This window comes from Pseudonocardia kongjuensis (genome assembly GCF_039526905.1).
In the GTDB taxonomy this organism is placed as follows: Bacteria; Actinomycetota; Actinomycetes; order Mycobacteriales; family Pseudonocardiaceae; genus Pseudonocardia; species Pseudonocardia kongjuensis.
On record NZ_BAAAJK010000001.1, the window covers coordinates 337,014 to 352,159 of the forward strand.

The following is a 15,146-nucleotide window of genomic DNA, read 5'->3' on the forward strand; positions in this document are numbered from 1 at the left end:
CACCGTGGCGGAGCCGACCGAGGTGCTGGACGGGCCCGGATGGCGGGCCCGCGCCGAGGCGCACCGGCGGCGGGTCGCCGCCTGGACCGGACCGCACCGGGAGCGCCGCCGGCGCGGCGAGCCGCATCCGGTGTGGGACTTCCTGTTCACCTACTACTCGCACCGGCCGGCGCAGCTGGAACGCTGGGACCCGGGCCCCGGGGTGCTGCTCACCGGGGACGGCGCGGACGGCTTCCTGGACCGGCCCGGCTACCGGCGCACCGGCGACGGGGTGCTGCTCGATCCGGCCGCGCTGCCGCAGCGGCTGCGCGGCACCGCGGCGTTCGTGCACCGGCTGCTCACCGCGACCCGGTCCCGGGAGCCGCGGCTGGCCTGCTTCGGCCTGCACGAGTGGGCGATGGTCTACCGCACCGAGCGGCCGCGGCACGGGTCGGTGCCGCTGCGGCTGGGCGCGGCCGGCACCGACGCCGTCGTGGAGTCGCAGCGGATCAGCTGCTCGCACTTCGACGCCCACCGGTTCTTCACCGAGGCCGCCGCCCCGCGCAACACCCTGACCCCGACCCGGGAGACCCAGGCCGAGCTGGAGCAGCCGGGCTGCCTGCACGCCACGATGGACCTCTACAAGTGGGCCTACAAGCTGGCCCCGGCGGTCCCGTCGGAGCTGGTCGCGGACTGCTTCGCGCTGGCCGCGGACGTCCGCGAGCTGGACATGCGGGCCAGCCCCTACGATCTGGCCGCGCACGGGTTCACCCCGGTGCGGATCGAGACCGCCGAGGGCCGGGCCGGGTACGCCAGGGCGCAGGCCGGGTTCGCCGAGCGGGCCGCGCCGCTGCGGGACCGGCTGATCGACCTGGCGGCGGCCCTGCCGGAGCCGGTCGGCCGCTGAGTCGCGCGGGACCGGTCCGGCTCAGCCGGCGACCAGCCGGTCGACCGCCTCCGGCGCGAACACCGTGCGGACGACCAGCCGGGCCAGCCCGAGCGGGATGGCCCGCGGGCCCAGCGTGCTCGCCTCCACGACCGGCCGGGCGCGCTCGCTGACCGCGTCCAGGATCCGGGTGCGCACCCCGTCGACGACCGCGGGCAGCTCGCCCAGCACCCCGCCGAGCACCACCCGGTGCGGGTTGACCGTGGTCACCGTGGTGGCGAGCGCGGCGCCCAGCACGTCCGCGGCGGCGGCCAGCTCCGCGCCCACCCGCGGCCGCCCCGCCCCGGCGACCAGGTCGTCGAGGGTGCGGTAGCCGTCGCCGCCGAGCCTGCCGAGCAGCGCCCGGCCCGACGAGTAGGCGGCGAGGCAGCCGTGCCGCCCGCACCGGCAGACCGGTTCGGGGACCGGGCCGCCGACCCGCACGTGCCCGATGTCGCCCGCGATGCCCGCGGCGCCGCGCATCACGTCGCCCCCGACGACGATGCCGCAGCCGATGCCGGTCGCCACCTTCACCGCGACCAGCGTCTCGTCGTCGGACCGGCTCTCCCCGACGGCGGCGGCCCGGGCGTCGTTCTCCACCACCACCGGCAGCCCCCACCGGCGCCCGACGGTCGCCACCACGACGCCCGGCGCCCACCCGGGCAGCGGGGTCACCGGCAGCACCATCCCGGTCGCCGGATCGACCGCCGCCGGGATGCCGATCCCCACGCCGGCCGGCCGCTCCCCCGGGCCGCCGCCGGCCAGCAGCGCGTCCGCCGCGTCGAGGGCGGGCCCGAGCACCGCGTCCGGGCCGTCGGTGAGCCGGCACCGCAGCTCGGCGAAGCGCAGCTCGGTCCCGGCGAGGTCGGTCACGCTGACCCGGACGTGGGTCTGCCCGATGTCCACGGTCAGCACCACCCGGCCGCGGTCGTCGAACCGGATCCGGCGGGCCCGCCGGCCGCCGGTCGCGCCGAGGCTCTCCCCCTCGTAGACCAGCCCGTTCCTGGTGAGCGCGTCGAGCCGGGTCACCAGGGTGCCGCGGGACATCCCGGTCTCCTCGAGCAGCTGCGCCCTGGACAGCCCGCCGCGCTCGCGGACCAGCGCCACCAGTGCGCCGTGGCTCGCCACCACCGTCATCCGTCCCCCGTCCGGTTGACATCCCCCACTTCTGTCCGTTCAATGTACCGAAGTTTTCCGTCCACTGATTGAACAAAAGATCGGGGTCAACGATGACGCCAGTCGCGGTGTCCCGCCGCGCGTTGCTGGGGGCCGCACTCGGCATCCCGCTGCTGTCGGCGTGCGCGGGCTTCGACACGAGCGGCGCCGCCGGTGCCGGATCGGTCGGGTTCCTCTCCACCCAGTTCACGCCGGTCGAGGAACGCCGGCGCTACGAGCAGGCACTGCGCGAGCACCTGCGCGTCGACGTCGCCTACAACCCGGTCGAGGCCGGGGTGTTCGCCACCACCATCCGCAGTCAGGTCGAGTCCGGCCGGGTCGGCACCGGCCTGGTCGGCGGGCTGCACGGCCACCTGGCACCGGTCGCCGACCAGCTCGACGACGTCGACGACCTGCTGGCCGACCTGACCGCCGCCGGATACTCCGACGAGGTGCTGGACCTGGCCCGGCTGGGCGGCGCAACGGCGAAGTACGTGCCCTGGATGCAGGCGACCTACGTGGTGGCCGTGCACCGGCGGGCGCTGGACCACCTGCCGCCCGGGGTGGACGTGCAGCATCTCGACTACGACGGCTACCTGCGCTGGGCGCAGGCCGCGGCCGCCGCCGAGGGACGGCCGGTGTTCGGCATCCCGGCCGGCCCGAACGGGCTGCACCACCGGTTCCACCAGGGCTACCTGCTGCCCAGCTTCACCGGCGGGCAGATCACCACCTTCACCACGCCGGACGCCGAGAGCGCCTGGGAGTACCTGCGTGAGCTGTGGGCGGTGACCGCGCCCGCGTCGACCAACTACGACTTCATGCAGGAGCCGCTCGCCCGCGGCGAGGTGCTGGTCGCCTGGGACCACGTCGCCCGGCTGGTCGGCGCGGTCGACCAGCGCCCCGACGAGTGGCTGATGGTGCCGGCCCCGCGCGGGCCGAAGGGGCTCGGCTACATGCTCATCGTCGCCGGTGTCGGGCTGCCCCGCGGGGGCGCCGAGCGGGAGCTCGCCGAGCAGGCGATCCGCGGCCTGTCCGATCCCGCCCTGCAGGTGGAGACGCTGCGGCAGAACGCGTTCTTCCCGGTCGTGCGCACCGAGCTGCCGACCGACCTGCCGGCCGGGATCGCCCTGGAGTCGGCAGCGGTGCGCGCCCAGCAGGAGGCCGACGACGCGATCCTGGCGCTCCCGCCGGTCGGGCTCGACTCCCGGGACGCCGAGGTCAGCCAGGTGTTCGCCAACTGCTTCACCCGGATCTGCCTGAACCGGGAGCCGGTCCGGGCGGTGCTCGGCTCGGAGGCCCGGACGCTGTCCGCGATCCTCGGCGAGCTGCGCGTGCCGTGCTGGGCCCCCGATCCGGTCGCCGACGTCTGCGAGGTGGGCTGATGAGCGCCACGATCACCCGGGAGACCCCGCCGCACACCGGCGGCCCACCGGTCCGGCCGCGCGCCGTGCCGTCGGTGGTCTGGCTGGTCGGGCCGTCGGTGGTGTTCATGGCCGCCCTGTTCGGCTGGCCGGTCGTCCAGGGCGTGCTGCAGGCGTTCACCGGCGCCGACGGCGGCCTCACCGGCGAGCACGTCGCCCGGATGGTCGCCGACCCGTACTTCTGGCCCGCCGTGCGCAACACGCTGCTGCTGATCGTGGTGCTGATCCCGGTGCAGTTCGCGTTCGCCGTGACGATGGCGCTGCTGCTGCGGGCCCGGCCACGGTTCGCCGGCGCCTACTTCTACCTGTGGGTCATCCCGCTCGCCGTCTCCGACCTGGCCGCCGGCCTGGTCTGGCTGGCGGTGTTCACCGACCGCGGCTACCTCAACTCGGCGCTCGCCACGATCGGCCTGGAACCGGTCGCCTGGCTGGCCTTCGACAATCCGGTCTCGCTGTTCGTCTGCGTGCTGGTCGCCGAGCTGTGGCGGGCCACCTCGCTGGTGCTGGTCATCGTGGTCGCCGGGCTGCAGGGCATCCCGAAGGACTACGAGGAGGCCGCCGCCGTGTTCGGCGCGGGCCCCTGGGAGCGGCTGCGCCGGGTCGTCCTGCCGCTGCTGCGGCCGAGCCTGCAGGTCGCGCTGATCCTGCGCACCATCCTGGCGTTCCAGACCTTCGCCGTGGCCCAGGCACTGACCGGGCAGAACTTCCCGCTGCTGGTCGGCGAGACCTACCGCTGGTACACGGGCCTGCAGAACCCGAACGTCGCCGCGGCGCTCGCCCTGGTCGTGCTCGTCATCTCGATGCTCACCTCGCTCGTCTACCTGCGCGCCCTGCGGGAGTCCCGATGACCCTCCAGCCCCTCCAGCCCCTTCAGCCCCGGCCCACACAGCCCGCCCCGCCCGACCCGGCCCCGCTGCGCGCCCGGCGCCGGGCCCGGATCGCGCTGCAGGCCGCCTGCCTCGCGATCACCGCGTTCATGGCGGTGCCGCTCTACCTGATCGCGCTCGCCGCGCTGTCCAGCCGGGAGTCGCTCAACCGGTTCCCGCTGTCGTTCCTGCCGACCGACCTGTCGGTGCAGACGCTGGGGACCTTCCTGACCTCGACCGGCGTGCTCGCGTCGTTCGGCAACTCGATGATCGTCGGCCTCGGGACGCTGCTGCTGTCCTCGCTGGTCGGGGTGCCCGCCGCGTACGCGCTGGCCCGGGTCGCCTTCCGCGGCAAGGAGCCCTACCAGCTGTTCCTGCTGTTCACCAGGGCGCTGCCGATCGTGGTGCTGTCGGTCCCGCTGGCCCGGCTGTTCCTCACCGCCGGGGTGTACGACACGACGTACGCGGTGATCCTGCTGCACTCCGCGATCGCGCTGCCCACCACGATCCTGATCGTCGCCAGCGTGTTCGTCGCCGTACCGGTCGACGTCGAGGAGGCGGCCCGGGTGTTCGGCGCCACCCCGCTGCAGGCGTTCCGCACGGTCGTCGCGCCGATGGCGCTGCCCGGCATCGCCGCCGCGTCGATCTTCACCTTCGTCATGAGCTGGAACGAGGTCCTGGGCGCCTCGATCCTCACCCTCAACCACCGGACGCTGCCCGCGCAGGTGCTCACCTCGCTCGCCGACTCGCCGCTGGCCTACCGGTTCGCCGGCGGCTTCGCCCTCGTCCTGCCCGCCCTGATCTTCATCGCGGTGATGCGCCGCTACCTGACCAACATGTGGGGGTCGACGATCCGATGAGCTCCGTCTCCATCAGGAACGTGCACAAGACGTACCCGGGCGGCACCGACCGGGCCACCGACGACGTCTCGCTGGACATCGCCGACGGCGAGTTCCTCGTCCTGCTCGGGCCGTCCGGCTGCGGGAAGACCACCCTGCTGCGGATGCTCGCCGGGCTCGAGCTGCCCGACGGCGGCTCGATCGCGATCGGCGGCCGCGACGTCACCTACCTGCCCGCGCACCGCCGGAACCTGTCGATGGTGTTCCAGTCCTACGCGGTGTTCCCGCACCGCTCGGTGCGCGACAACATCGCGTTCGGGCTGACCACCCGCCGCGCCGGCCGGGCCGAGATCGACCGGCAGGTGGCCTGGGCGGCCGAGCTGCTGCAGCTCACCCCCTACCTGGACCGCAAGCCGGCCCAGCTGTCCGGCGGGCAGCGCCAGCGGGTCGCGGTCGCCAGGGCGATCGTGGTCGACGCCGACGTGCTGCTGATGGACGAGCCGCTGTCGAACCTGGACGCGCTGCTGCGCATGGAGTTCCGGACCGAGCTGAAGAAGATCGTCCAGGACCTCGGCGTCACCACCGTGTACGTCACCCACGACCAGGGCGAGGCGCTGTCGCTGGGCGACCGGGTCGCCGTCATGCGTTCCGGCCGGATCGTGCAGCTCGGCGATCCGCTGGCCGTCTACGACACCCCGTCCGAGAAGTTCGTCGGCGGCTTCCTCGGCTCCCCGCCGATGAACTTCCTGGCCGCGACGCTCACCCCGGACGGCGACCGGATCGACGTCGCCGGGACGGACCTGCCCGCCCCCGCCGCGCTGCGCGGCAGCGCCGGGCGGGACGTGCTGCTCGGCGTCCGGGCCGAGAACATCGAGATCGCCGGGACCGGCGGGGACGCGCCCGCCGGCACCCTGCCCGCCCGGCTGGAGGTGCGCGAGCCGACCGGCTCGGCGGTGCTGCTCACCGTCAGCGCGGGCGACCGGGAGCTGAAGGTGAGCGCACCGGCGTCGTTCCGGGCCGATCCCGGCGACGTCGTCCACCTGCGCCTGCCACCGCACACCCTGCGCCTCTACGACGCCGCGACCCACCAGCTGATGGAGAACCGACCCTCGTGAGCACCACCGCCGCCGTCGATCCCGGGACGCTCCGGTCCGCCGCCGTCGAGGTCCTGCGCCGCAACGACCTGGGCACGATGACGACCGCCGCCCCCGACCTCTACCCGCACCAGTGGAGCTGGGACTCCGCGTTCGTCGCGATCGGGCTGGCCCGGATCGACGTGCCGCGCGCCGCGACCGAGCTCCGGTCGCTGCTCGCCGCCCAGTGGAGCACCGGGATGGTCCCGCACATCGTCTTCTCGCCGTCGTCGACCGACTACTTCCCCGGGCCGGACCGGTGGGGCACCGACGAGGTCGCCGCCCGCCCGGCCGGCTACCGCACGTCCGGCATCTGCCAGCCGCCGGTGCACGCGATCGCGTTGCGGCACATCCTGGACCGCGGCCGGGAGAACGGCGGCGCGGACGCCGCCGAGGCGGAACGGCTGGTCGCCGGCTCGCTGGACGGCTGGCTCGCCTGGCACCGCTGGCTGGCCTCCGCGCGGGACCCGGACGGCGTCGGGCTGGTGGAGATCCACCACAGCTGGGAGTCCGGGTTCGACAACTCGCCGCGCTGGGACGGCCCCTACGCCCGGATCACGCCCGGCCCGCTGCCGCCCTACCGGCGCCGCGACGTGCTGCACGTCGGTTCGGCCGGAGAGCGCCCCACCGACACCGAGTACGACCGCTACCTGTGGCTGGTCGAGCAGATGCGCTCGGTCGCCTACGACGACGCCGCGACCGGCTCGACGGTCGACTTCCGGGTGCGCGACGTGTTCTTCTCCGCGGTGCTCGCCGCCGCGGCCGGGACACTCGCCGGCATCTGCGACGAGTTCGGCAGGCCGGACGACGCCGCCGAGCAGCGCCGCACCGCCGCCCGGTTCCGGGCGGGCGTCGCCGGCACGGTGGACCCGGCGACCGGGCTGGCCCGCGACTTCGACGTCCGGGCGGGCGAGTGGATCGGCGCCGAGACGATCGCCGGGTTCGCCCCGCTGGTCGCCGGCGGCGAGCCCGGTCTGCTCGCCGCCCAGCGTGCACTGCTGCGCTCGGCACGCTGGGCGGGGCATCCCGGGCTCCGGTTCCCGCTGCCGCCCTCGACGTCGCCGGAGAGCCCGGACTTCCGGGCCCGCACCTACTGGCGGGGCCCGGTGTGGCCGTTCCTGGTGCTGCTGCTCGGCTGGGCCGCCCGCCGCGACGGCGACGACGCCCTGCACGCCGACCTGCGGGCGGCGGCGCTGGCCCAGCTCACCGACCTGACGTTCGCCGAGTACTACGAGCCCTTCACCGGTGAGGCGCTGGGCAGCCACGCCCAGGCGTGGACGGCGGCCGCGGCGCTGGAGTGGCTGGCCTGACCGGCAGCTCGGTCAGGCGGACACCACCTGGTCCAGCACGCCGTCGCGGGCCGAGGCCACCAGGTCCGAGAACTGGTCGACGCTCATCTGGATCCGCTGCCCGAAGTCGTCGGTGATCACGATCCGCTTCTCCGGGGCGGCGGCCTCGTCGACGTAGAGCTCGGGGCAGCCGCAGTTGCAGCTGCCGCAGAAGGTGGCGATGTGACGCATGCGGGTGCTCCCCTCTCGGACGGCGCGCGGACGGACATCCGCGCCGTCGGGAGGGGTCGCCCGCGGGGTTCCGCCGGTTCCCGATGTCACCCGATGGAATCAGCCGGTCACCCGTCGGTCAGGATCGCGGGACGTCCCGGCGGCGGTGGCCGGTGACCCGGGCGGACCGCAGCCGGTTCACCGCGGCGGCGACCTCGTGCCTGCGGGGCACCGCGAAGTCGGCGAGCGTGCCGTGCGCGATCGCGGCGGCGCCGTCGCGGCGCAGGTCGTCGTCGAGCCGGTCGAGTGCCTCGGCGAGGGTGCGGCCGTCCAGCGTCAGGTGCGCCAGGGCCAGCCCGATCCCGGTGGTCTGCGACGGGTCGGCCAGCTGGGACACCGCGGACAGGTCGATGTCGTCGGCGCCGAAGGTGAGCCGCCCGCGGCCGCGGGCGGTGATCTTGCGGCGCCCGCGGACCTGCGGATCGACGCTCGCCGGATCGAACACCCGGTGCCCGAACGCCGGGAAGCCGGCGTCGTCGGCGTCCGGCGCCACCCCGGCGATCTCCCGGGCCCGCCCGGTGACCTCGGTGACCCGGTAGTCCTGCAGCAGGATCACCGTGTCGGCCCGGTCCAGGTAGTCCCCGGAGCCGCCCATCACCAGCACCGTGGACACGCCGTGCTCGCGGTGCAGCGGGCGGACCCGGTCGACGAACGGCACCAGCGGCTCGGCCGAGATCAGCTCGCGCATCCGGGCGTCCCGGATCATCACGTTGGTCGCCGAGGTGTCCTCGTCGACGAGCAGCGTGTCGGCGCCGGACTCGAGTGCCTCGATCGTCGACGCGGCCTGCGAGGTCGAGCCGGACGCCGACGGCGTCGAGAAGTCGTCGGTCGGCCGGCCGGACGGCAGGTCGGAGACGAACGCGCGGACGTCCACCCGCTGCACCGACCGCTCGTCCTCGGCCCGGACCGAGACGGTGTCCGGCCGGGTCACGACGAGCTCCCGGCCGTCGCCGGGGACGTGGTCGTACACCCCGGTCTCCAGCGCCCGCAGCAGGGTGGACTTGCCGTGGTAGCCGCCGCCGACGATCAGCGTGACGCCCTCGGGGACGCCCATCCCGCGCACCGGGCCGCGGTTCGGGGTGTGCAGGGTGACCCGCAATGATTCCGGCGCCTCGAACGGGACGGCGTCGCGCAGCGGGCGGTCGTCGATGCCGGAGGCGCGGGGCAGCACGGCGCCGTCGGCGACGAACCCGGTCAGGCCCTCGGCGCGCAGCGCGTCCCGCAGCGCGCCGGCGTCCTCGACCGTCTCGACGAACTCCACCGCCCGGTCGCGGTCGGCGTTCGTCCAGGTCAGCGCGCTGTGCACGGCGGCGGGGAGGTCGTCGGTCAGGGTCCGCGCGGCGGCGTGCCCGGCGATCCGGCGGCCGTGCCCCGGCAGCGGCATCCCCAGCTCGACGACGACGTCGCCGGACTCCCGGTCGATCCGGATCGCGCTGCGCTCCAGCACCTCCTGGCCGCCGGCGTCGACCGTCAGCGGGGTGTCGCGCAGGGCGGCGCGCAGCGCGCGGAGCAGGAACCCGCCGAGCGCCCTGGCCCGCACCGGGGTCCGGTACAGCTCGTCGGGCAGCTCCGCGGTCGCCGCGGGCACGGTGATCCGCAGCCGCGACGGCGGCGCGAACGGATCGGCCTGGACCTTGCGGACCGCCAGCTCGACGCCGTCGAACGACCAGCGCCCGGTGAGACCCTTGTAGGCGCCGTAGCCCGAGCCGTCCAGGCCGTGCAGCCGGGCGGCGAGCTCCCGGCCGTCGCCCTGCACACCGGACGGCGGCGGGACGGCCGTGCGACGATCGCGGCGGGTGCGGTGCGTGCGGGTCATGCGGTCCTCTCCGGACGGGTCTGCGGTCCCACCGTAGGTACCCGGCCGTGCCGGTTCACACCCGTGCCGGTTCACACGCGTGCCGGTTCACACGCGTGCCGGTCCGCAGCCTGGCCGGCCGCCCGGTCCCGGGCGCCCGCATGCCCGCCCCGCGTAGCGTTCCGTCCTGCAATCACCCTGTTCAGGCGGGTCCTGCTCACCCGAGTGGTTCGTCCCCGAACGCCGGTCGGTAGCCTGACCCGTCGTGTTGTCGCGTATGTCCGGAGTCCACCTCGCGCGTGGCGCGGCGATCGGTGTCGTCGAGACGATCCCCGGCGTCAGCGGCGGGACGATGGCCCTCGTCGTCGGGATCTACGAGCGGCTGATCGCCCAGGCCGGCCACCTGGTGGGCGCGGTCCGCGGCCTGCTCCCCGGCCAGGCCGGCGGCGACGTCCGGCCGCGCGAGCAGCTCCGCCGGCTGGACTGGGGCCTGCTGGTGCCGGTCGCGGTCGGGATGATCCTGGCCGTCGTGCTGGCGTCGCGGGTGCTGCCCGACCTGATCGAGGCGCATCCGGTCGGCTCCCGGGCGGTGTTCTTCGGGATGGTCGCCGCCTCGGTCGCGGTGCCGCTGCGGATCACCGGGATGCTGCGCGGCTGGCGCGAGTGGTCGATCGTGGTCGTCGCCTTCGCGGTGACGTACCTGGTGAGCAGCCTGCCGCCGGCCGCGGGCGACGGGCGGCCGCCGTACGTCCTGATCGGGCTCGCCGCCGCCATCGCCATCTGCGCGCTGGTGCTGCCCGGCTTCTCCGGCTCGTTCCTGCTGCTGGTCTTCGGGCTCTACGAGCCCACCCTGCGCGCGGTCGCCGAGTTCGACATCGCCTACATCGCGGTCTTCGCGCTCGGCGCGATCGTCGGGCTGGGCACCTTCGTCTCGCTGCTGCAGTGGCTGCTGGAGCACCACCGCCGCACCCTCATGGTGATCATGGTGGGCGTGCTGCTGGGTGCGCTGCGGGCGCTGTGGCCCTGGCAGGACGACGCCCGCGGCGTCCTCGCCCCGGACCCGGGCTGGATCGCGATGCTGGTCCCGGCGCTGCTCGGCGCCGCGCTCGTGATCGGCATCATGGTGCTGGAGCGCCGGGTCGAGCCGCGCACCGAGCCCGCCCCGGTGGGCGCCTCGGGGCCCGCCCATGTGTCCGATTCGGGGCCCGCCCCGGTGTCGTCTTCGGGGCCCGCCCCGGTGTCCGCCGAGGAGGAGACCCGGTTCCTGCGCCCGGTCCGCCCCGCCGAGGGATCCGGCGGCCCGGACGCCGACGTCACCCGCCCGCTCCCCCGGATCGACCGGCGGGACGGCCCCGGAAACCCTTGACCTGAAGCCGGGTTCACCTCCGAGGATCGCTCGCATGAGCATCTTCAGCGACAGCGAGCTCGGATACCTGCGCGGGACCGGGCGGCTCGCCCGGCTCGCCACCATCGGCCCGGACGGCGGCCCGCAGATCCGCCCGGTCGGCTACCTGGTGAACCCGGACGGCACGATCGACGTCGGCGGCATCGACAACCCGGCCACCCAGAAGTGGCGCAACGTGCGGCGCGACCCGCGGGTCGCGCTCGTCGTCGACGACACCGGGGACGGCCCCGGCTGGTCGCCGCGCTGGGTCGAGGTGCGCGGCACCGCCGAGCTGCTGCCCGGCGAGGTGCCCGGCGGGCCGTTCCGCGGCGGGGCGCCCGGCGTGATCCGGATCCGGCCGCAACGGGTGCTGGCGCAGGTCGACGGCACCTCGCACAACCGCACCGTGCAGGGCGAGCACCGCGACCCCGCGGCACCGGCGACACCGGCACCGTGACACCAGCACCGGGACACCGGCACCGGCACCGGCACCGGCACACGAGCACCGGCATCGGCACCGTGACACCGAGATCGGCCACCCCGGCACCGTGACACCGAGATCGGCCACCCCGGCACCGTGACACCGAGACCGGCCACCGTGACCCCGGCACCGGCACCGGCACCCGCCCTGGCTCCGGCACCGGCCCCCGCCCCGGCACCGGCCCCCGCCCCGGCTCCGGCACCGGCCCCTCCCGGGCCCGGGTGAGCCGACCGGCGCTCGCCGCACCGTGCGGTGCCGGGAGGCCCGGGTGCCCGCTCAGGCCGGGCGCGGCAGCCACTCCGGGCGGGACGAGCCGCGCGGCACGAGCACCGTCCGGTACTCGCCGGGCGTCGCCGTCATCGTCACCTGGTCGGTGACGCCCTGGTAGTGCCCGAGCGGGGTGGACGCGGCGAAGGTCTCCGGATCGGGGTAGGCGTGCTCCGTCCCGGTCCCGGCGACCTCCCGGGCGTAGCCGAGATCGAACACGCCGAGCTCCAGCATCCACAGCGCGGCCCGCACCAGCGACACCTCGACCGCCCACGAGCCGCCCTCGGTCGCGCGCCTGCGCAGCGCCGCGCAGATCCCGGTCGCGGTCAGCCAGGACACGATGTAGTCGTTGACGACCAGGATCGGGGACAGTCGCGGCCGCCCGCCGCCGCCCTCCAGCGTCATCATCCCGACCAGGGTGCCCGCGGACTGGTCGAAGCCGATCCGGTCCGCCCACGGACCGTGCGGGCCGTGCAGGGTGGTGGTGGCGTGCACGATCCCCGGCCGCACGGCCGCGGCCTCGGCGGCGGAGAGGCCGATCGAGTCCAGGTAGCCGGGCCGCCGGTTGGCGTGGAACACGTCGGCGCCGGCGAGCAGCCCGCGCAGCAGCGCCCGGCCGTCCGCCGAGCGCGGGTCCACCGTGCAGGAGCGGACGCCGACGTTCGCGCTGACGTAGGTGGTGTCGTGCTCGAACTCGTCGGGCCGCCACACGTTCAGCACGTCGGCGCCGTGCAGGGCGAGCGACCGGCCGGTGCCCGCCCCGGCGATCACGTGCCCCATGCCGAGCGCGCGCAGCCCGTCCAGCGGCAGGTCGGCGCGGCCGCGGACCGGGAACGGCTCGGGCGGGGCGTCCCCGATCCGGCGCAGTGTGATCGGCGGGGTGTCCGCGATCGCGGCGTGCTGGGCGGTGCCCAGCCATTCCTGCGGGGTCCGGGCCATCGGCAGCACGATCCCGGCCGCCGCCGCGGCCTCCTCCAGCTCCGCGGCGTCCCACCGGCGGATCGCGTCGGCGACGCCCGCCTCGGGTGCCCCGAGGAAGGTCTCGGCGGCGTGGCGCAGCTTCGGGTACGGGTTGAGCGGCATCACCCAGCGGCCGTCCCGGGTCTCGTGGAAGGAGAACCCGAGTGCCTGCGAGGTGATCGCCGGGCTGGCCGCCGGGTAGCCGTTGAGCAGCTCCCAGCGCCGGTCGTAGAACGGGCAGAGCCGGTGCGGGGCACGCCGGACGTCCACGGTGACGTCCTGGCCGTCGCCGCCGCGGTCCCGGTGGATCGCGGCGACGCCGACCGACCTGGCGGCCAGCGCGACCGCCGCTCCCCCGCCGAGCCGCAGCGCGCTGGGCACCACCGGATCGGCGCCGACGAAGCCGATCCGGCCGCCGGTGTCGGCGGCGGACAGCCCGGTCCCGGCGAGCAGGCCGTCCAGGGCTGCGGCCGGGTCGAACGCGTCGCCGGTGGCCGGGTGCTCGACGGCCGCGCGGACCCGGGCGGTGAGGTCGTCGGCCGGCCCGCTCCCGGCAGCACCGTCCACGACGGGCCCGGTCACCGGGGACCCGGCACGTGCTTGGCCCGCAGGTACTCCCCCACGGACTTGCCGATCTGGTCGACCCGCAGGTTCGCCGAGCCGCCCGACCCGAGCAGCCCGGTCAGCACCAGGTGCACCGCGCCCAGGTGCGGGAACTCGTGCCGGACGATCGCCCCGCCCGCCTCGGGCAGCAGCGCCGCCGCCCGTCCGGCGCTCAGCGTGGCGCGCAGCCAGTCCCAGTGCGCCCGGTCCTTCACCCAGATCCCGACGTTGGCGTTGCCGCCCTTGTCCCCGGCCCGGGCGTGCACGTACCGGCCGAGCTCGACCGGCTCGCCGTCGGGCTCCGGAAGATCCGGCTCCGGGTGCACCGGCTGGGCGAGCTCGTCCGGCGTGGCGGTCCGGCTGGTGCGCGGCGGGTCGATCCGGCTGCCGTCGTCGAGCACGACGTGCTCGTCGAGCAGCGTCGCGTCCAGCAGCGCCGGCCAGTACTCGATCCGCGGCCACGGCTCGGTGGCCCGGGGCGCGTGCCCGTCGTGGTGGAAACCGGGGAAGCCCTGCAGGTACAGCGATCCGACGGCGGGCGCGAAGCGGCGCAGCGGCTCCGGGTCGCGGGCGGTGGCGATCACCCGGATCGGCACCGTCGCCGCCCACTGGTCGGCCGGATCGGTCGCGGCGACGCCGAGCGGGGTGACGTCGAGCTGGTCGACGTGCCCGGCCAGCCGGTCGGCCAGCTGCCTGCGCAGCAGCGCGACCTTGCCCTCGACGTCCGGGGCGGTGCAGAACAGCATCGTCGAGATCTCGAAGCCGATCGGGGCGAACACCGCGACCTTCGCCGTCGGTGGTGGCGGGGATCCGGTGACCGGGCCGATCGCCACCCGGTCCGGGCCCTGCCGGGTCAGCCGCACGGTGTCCAGGTGCACGGTGACGTCCGGGTTGAGGTAGCGCGGCCCCTGGATCTCGTAGAGCAGCTGTGCGGTGACCGTGTCGACGGTGACCGCGCCGCCGTCGGCGGCGTGCTTGGTGATCACGCTGGAGCCGTCGGCGGCGATCTCGGCGATCGGGAACCCGGGCCGGAGCATCCCGGGCACCTCGCGGAACCCGGAGAAGTTGCCGCCGGTGGCGTGCGCGCCGCACTCGATGACGTGCCCGGCGGTGACCGCGCCGGCCAGCGCGTCGTGGTCGTCCGGGGTCCAGCCGTGCCACCAGGCGGCCGGGCCCGCGGTCAGCGAGGCGTCGGTGACCCGGCCGGTCACCACGATGTCGGCGCCCGCCGCGAGCGCGGCGGCGATGCCGAAACCGCCGAGGTAGGCGTTCGCGGCGATCGGTTCGACGCCCCAGTCCTTGAGCGGGGCGCCGGTGTCCAGGTGCTCCAGGCCGTGCCCGTCGGCGTGGAAGTCGGCGAGCCGGTCCAGCACCCCGTCCCCCGCGACGTGGGCGACCCGCAGCGCGACGCCGGCGTCGGCGATCCGGTGGCGCAGCTGCGCGGCCATCCCGGCCGGGTCGAAGCCGCCGGCGTTGGTGACCACCCGCATGCCGCGCCGGGCGATCTCGGGCAGGTGCGGGGTGAGCTGGTCGAGGGCGTAGCCGACGTAGCCCGGCTTGCCGCGCCGGGCCCCGGCGGCCAGCGCCGCGAGGGTGATCTCGGCCAGGTAGTCGCCCATCAGCACGTCCACCGGATCGCCCGCCATCGCCTCGTCGACGGCGGTGAACCGGTCGCCCAGGTAGCCGGAGACGTTCGCGATCCGCAGCGATCGTGTGCCCATACCGGTCACGCTAGAGCCGCGGACCGCCTCCGACCAGGACCGATGTACGCAGCATGGT

13 protein-coding genes are annotated in these 15,146 nt (G+C 75.3%); 8 read left to right on the top strand and 5 right to left on the bottom strand.

Annotated features, from left to right (window positions below; translation table 11 throughout):
- Window positions 1–4: 4 nt before the first annotated feature.
- Complete coding sequence (locus ABD160_RS01600) at window positions 5–886, top strand: 3-methyladenine DNA glycosylase (protein ID WP_344017730.1); 882 nt, start codon at window positions 5–7, stop codon at window positions 884–886.
- Window positions 887–907: 21 nt separating this feature from the next.
- Here ABD160_RS01600 and ABD160_RS01605 read toward each other — a convergent pair whose 3' ends face one another.
- Window positions 908–2,041, bottom strand: a complete 1,134-nt coding sequence (locus ABD160_RS01605; protein ID WP_344017732.1) for an ROK family transcriptional regulator — start codon at window positions 2,039–2,041, stop codon at window positions 908–910.
- 92 nt (window positions 2,042–2,133) lie between these two features.
- On the opposite strand from ABD160_RS01605, the gene ABD160_RS01610 reads away from it, so the two are divergent.
- Genes ABD160_RS01610 through ggh form a run of 5 tightly spaced genes read left to right on the top strand, consistent with a single transcriptional unit; the run spans window position 2,134 to window position 7,628 of the window.
- Window positions 2,134–3,441, top strand: a complete 1,308-nt coding sequence (locus ABD160_RS01610; RefSeq protein WP_344017733.1) for an extracellular solute-binding protein — start codon at window positions 2,134–2,136, stop codon at window positions 3,439–3,441.
- The gene (locus tag ABD160_RS01615) at window positions 3,441–4,328 is read left to right on the top strand and encodes a carbohydrate ABC transporter permease (protein ID WP_344017735.1); all 888 of its coding nucleotides are present in this window, start codon (window positions 3,441–3,443) and stop codon (window positions 4,326–4,328) included. Before ABD160_RS01610 ends, ABD160_RS01615 begins: the two co-directional genes overlap by 1 nt.
- Window positions 4,325–5,206: a carbohydrate ABC transporter permease gene (locus tag ABD160_RS01620; RefSeq protein ID WP_344017736.1), complete on the top strand. Its 882-nt coding sequence runs from the start codon at window positions 4,325–4,327 to the stop codon at window positions 5,204–5,206. The genes ABD160_RS01615 and ABD160_RS01620 overlap by 4 nt, the downstream gene beginning before the upstream one ends.
- On the top strand, window positions 5,203–6,300 hold the full coding sequence (locus ABD160_RS01625; RefSeq protein ID WP_344017737.1) for an ABC transporter ATP-binding protein: 1,098 nt from the start codon (window positions 5,203–5,205) through the stop codon (window positions 6,298–6,300). Before ABD160_RS01620 ends, ABD160_RS01625 begins: the two co-directional genes overlap by 4 nt.
- Window positions 6,297–7,628, top strand: coding sequence for a glucosylglycerate hydrolase (gene ggh, locus ABD160_RS01630; protein WP_344017738.1), 1,332 nt, complete (start codon window positions 6,297–6,299; stop codon window positions 7,626–7,628). The genes ABD160_RS01625 and ggh overlap by 4 nt, the downstream gene beginning before the upstream one ends.
- Window positions 7,629–7,640: 12 nt before the next feature.
- Here the strand turns inward: ggh and ABD160_RS01635 are convergent, their stop codons facing one another.
- On the bottom strand, window positions 7,641–7,838 hold the full coding sequence (locus tag ABD160_RS01635) for a hypothetical protein (RefSeq protein WP_344017739.1): 198 nt from the start codon (window positions 7,836–7,838) through the stop codon (window positions 7,641–7,643).
- A gap of 118 nt (window positions 7,839–7,956) precedes the next feature.
- Window positions 7,957–9,693, bottom strand: a complete 1,737-nt coding sequence (locus tag ABD160_RS01640; RefSeq protein WP_344017741.1) for a P-loop domain-containing protein — start codon at window positions 9,691–9,693, stop codon at window positions 7,957–7,959.
- Between the two features lie 244 nt (window positions 9,694–9,937).
- On the opposite strand from ABD160_RS01640, the gene ABD160_RS01645 reads away from it, so the two are divergent.
- Together ABD160_RS01645 and ABD160_RS01650 are read left to right on the top strand one after the other, a co-directional pair.
- Window positions 9,938–11,038, top strand: a complete 1,101-nt coding sequence (locus ABD160_RS01645) for a DUF368 domain-containing protein (protein WP_344017742.1) — start codon at window positions 9,938–9,940, stop codon at window positions 11,036–11,038.
- Window positions 11,039–11,072: 34 nt separating this feature from the next.
- On the top strand, window positions 11,073–11,513 hold the full coding sequence (locus ABD160_RS01650; protein ID WP_344017743.1) for a PPOX class F420-dependent oxidoreductase: 441 nt from the start codon (window positions 11,073–11,075) through the stop codon (window positions 11,511–11,513).
- A gap of 300 nt (window positions 11,514–11,813) precedes the next feature.
- On the opposite strand, the gene ABD160_RS01655 is transcribed toward ABD160_RS01650, so the two are convergent.
- Window positions 11,814–13,346 carry a CoA transferase gene (locus ABD160_RS01655; protein WP_344017744.1) on the bottom strand — a complete coding sequence of 511 codons (1,533 nt, stop codon included), beginning with the start codon at window positions 13,344–13,346 and terminating at the stop codon, window positions 11,814–11,816.
- A complete protein-coding gene (locus tag ABD160_RS01660; protein WP_344017745.1) occupies window positions 13,343–15,088 on the bottom strand; it encodes an acyclic terpene utilization AtuA family protein in 1,746 nt (581 codons plus the stop codon). Before ABD160_RS01660 ends, ABD160_RS01655 begins: the two co-directional genes overlap by 4 nt.
- Between the last annotated feature and the right edge of the window lie 58 nt (window positions 15,089–15,146).

Coding starts and splice junctions, on each gene's coding strand:
- ABD160_RS01605 (WP_344017732.1), bottom strand. CDS start 2,041: ATGACGGTGGTGGCGAGCCACGGCGCACTGGTGGCGCTGGTCCGCGAG.
- ABD160_RS01610 (WP_344017733.1), top strand. CDS start 2,134: ATGACGCCAGTCGCGGTGTCCCGCCGCGCGTTGCTGGGGGCCGCACTC.
- ABD160_RS01615 (WP_344017735.1), top strand. CDS start 3,441: ATGAGCGCCACGATCACCCGGGAGACCCCGCCGCACACCGGCGGCCCA.
- ABD160_RS01620 (WP_344017736.1), top strand. CDS start 4,325: ATGACCCTCCAGCCCCTCCAGCCCCTTCAGCCCCGGCCCACACAGCCC.
- ABD160_RS01625 (WP_344017737.1), top strand. CDS start 5,203: ATGAGCTCCGTCTCCATCAGGAACGTGCACAAGACGTACCCGGGCGGC.
- ABD160_RS01635 (WP_344017739.1), bottom strand. CDS start 7,838: ATGCGTCACATCGCCACCTTCTGCGGCAGCTGCAACTGCGGCTGCCCC.
- ABD160_RS01640 (WP_344017741.1), bottom strand. CDS start 9,693: ATGACCCGCACGCACCGCACCCGCCGCGATCGTCGCACGGCCGTCCCG.
- ABD160_RS01650 (WP_344017743.1), top strand. CDS start 11,073: ATGAGCATCTTCAGCGACAGCGAGCTCGGATACCTGCGCGGGACCGGG.
- ABD160_RS01660 (WP_344017745.1), bottom strand. CDS start 15,088: ATGGGCACACGATCGCTGCGGATCGCGAACGTCTCCGGCTACCTGGGC.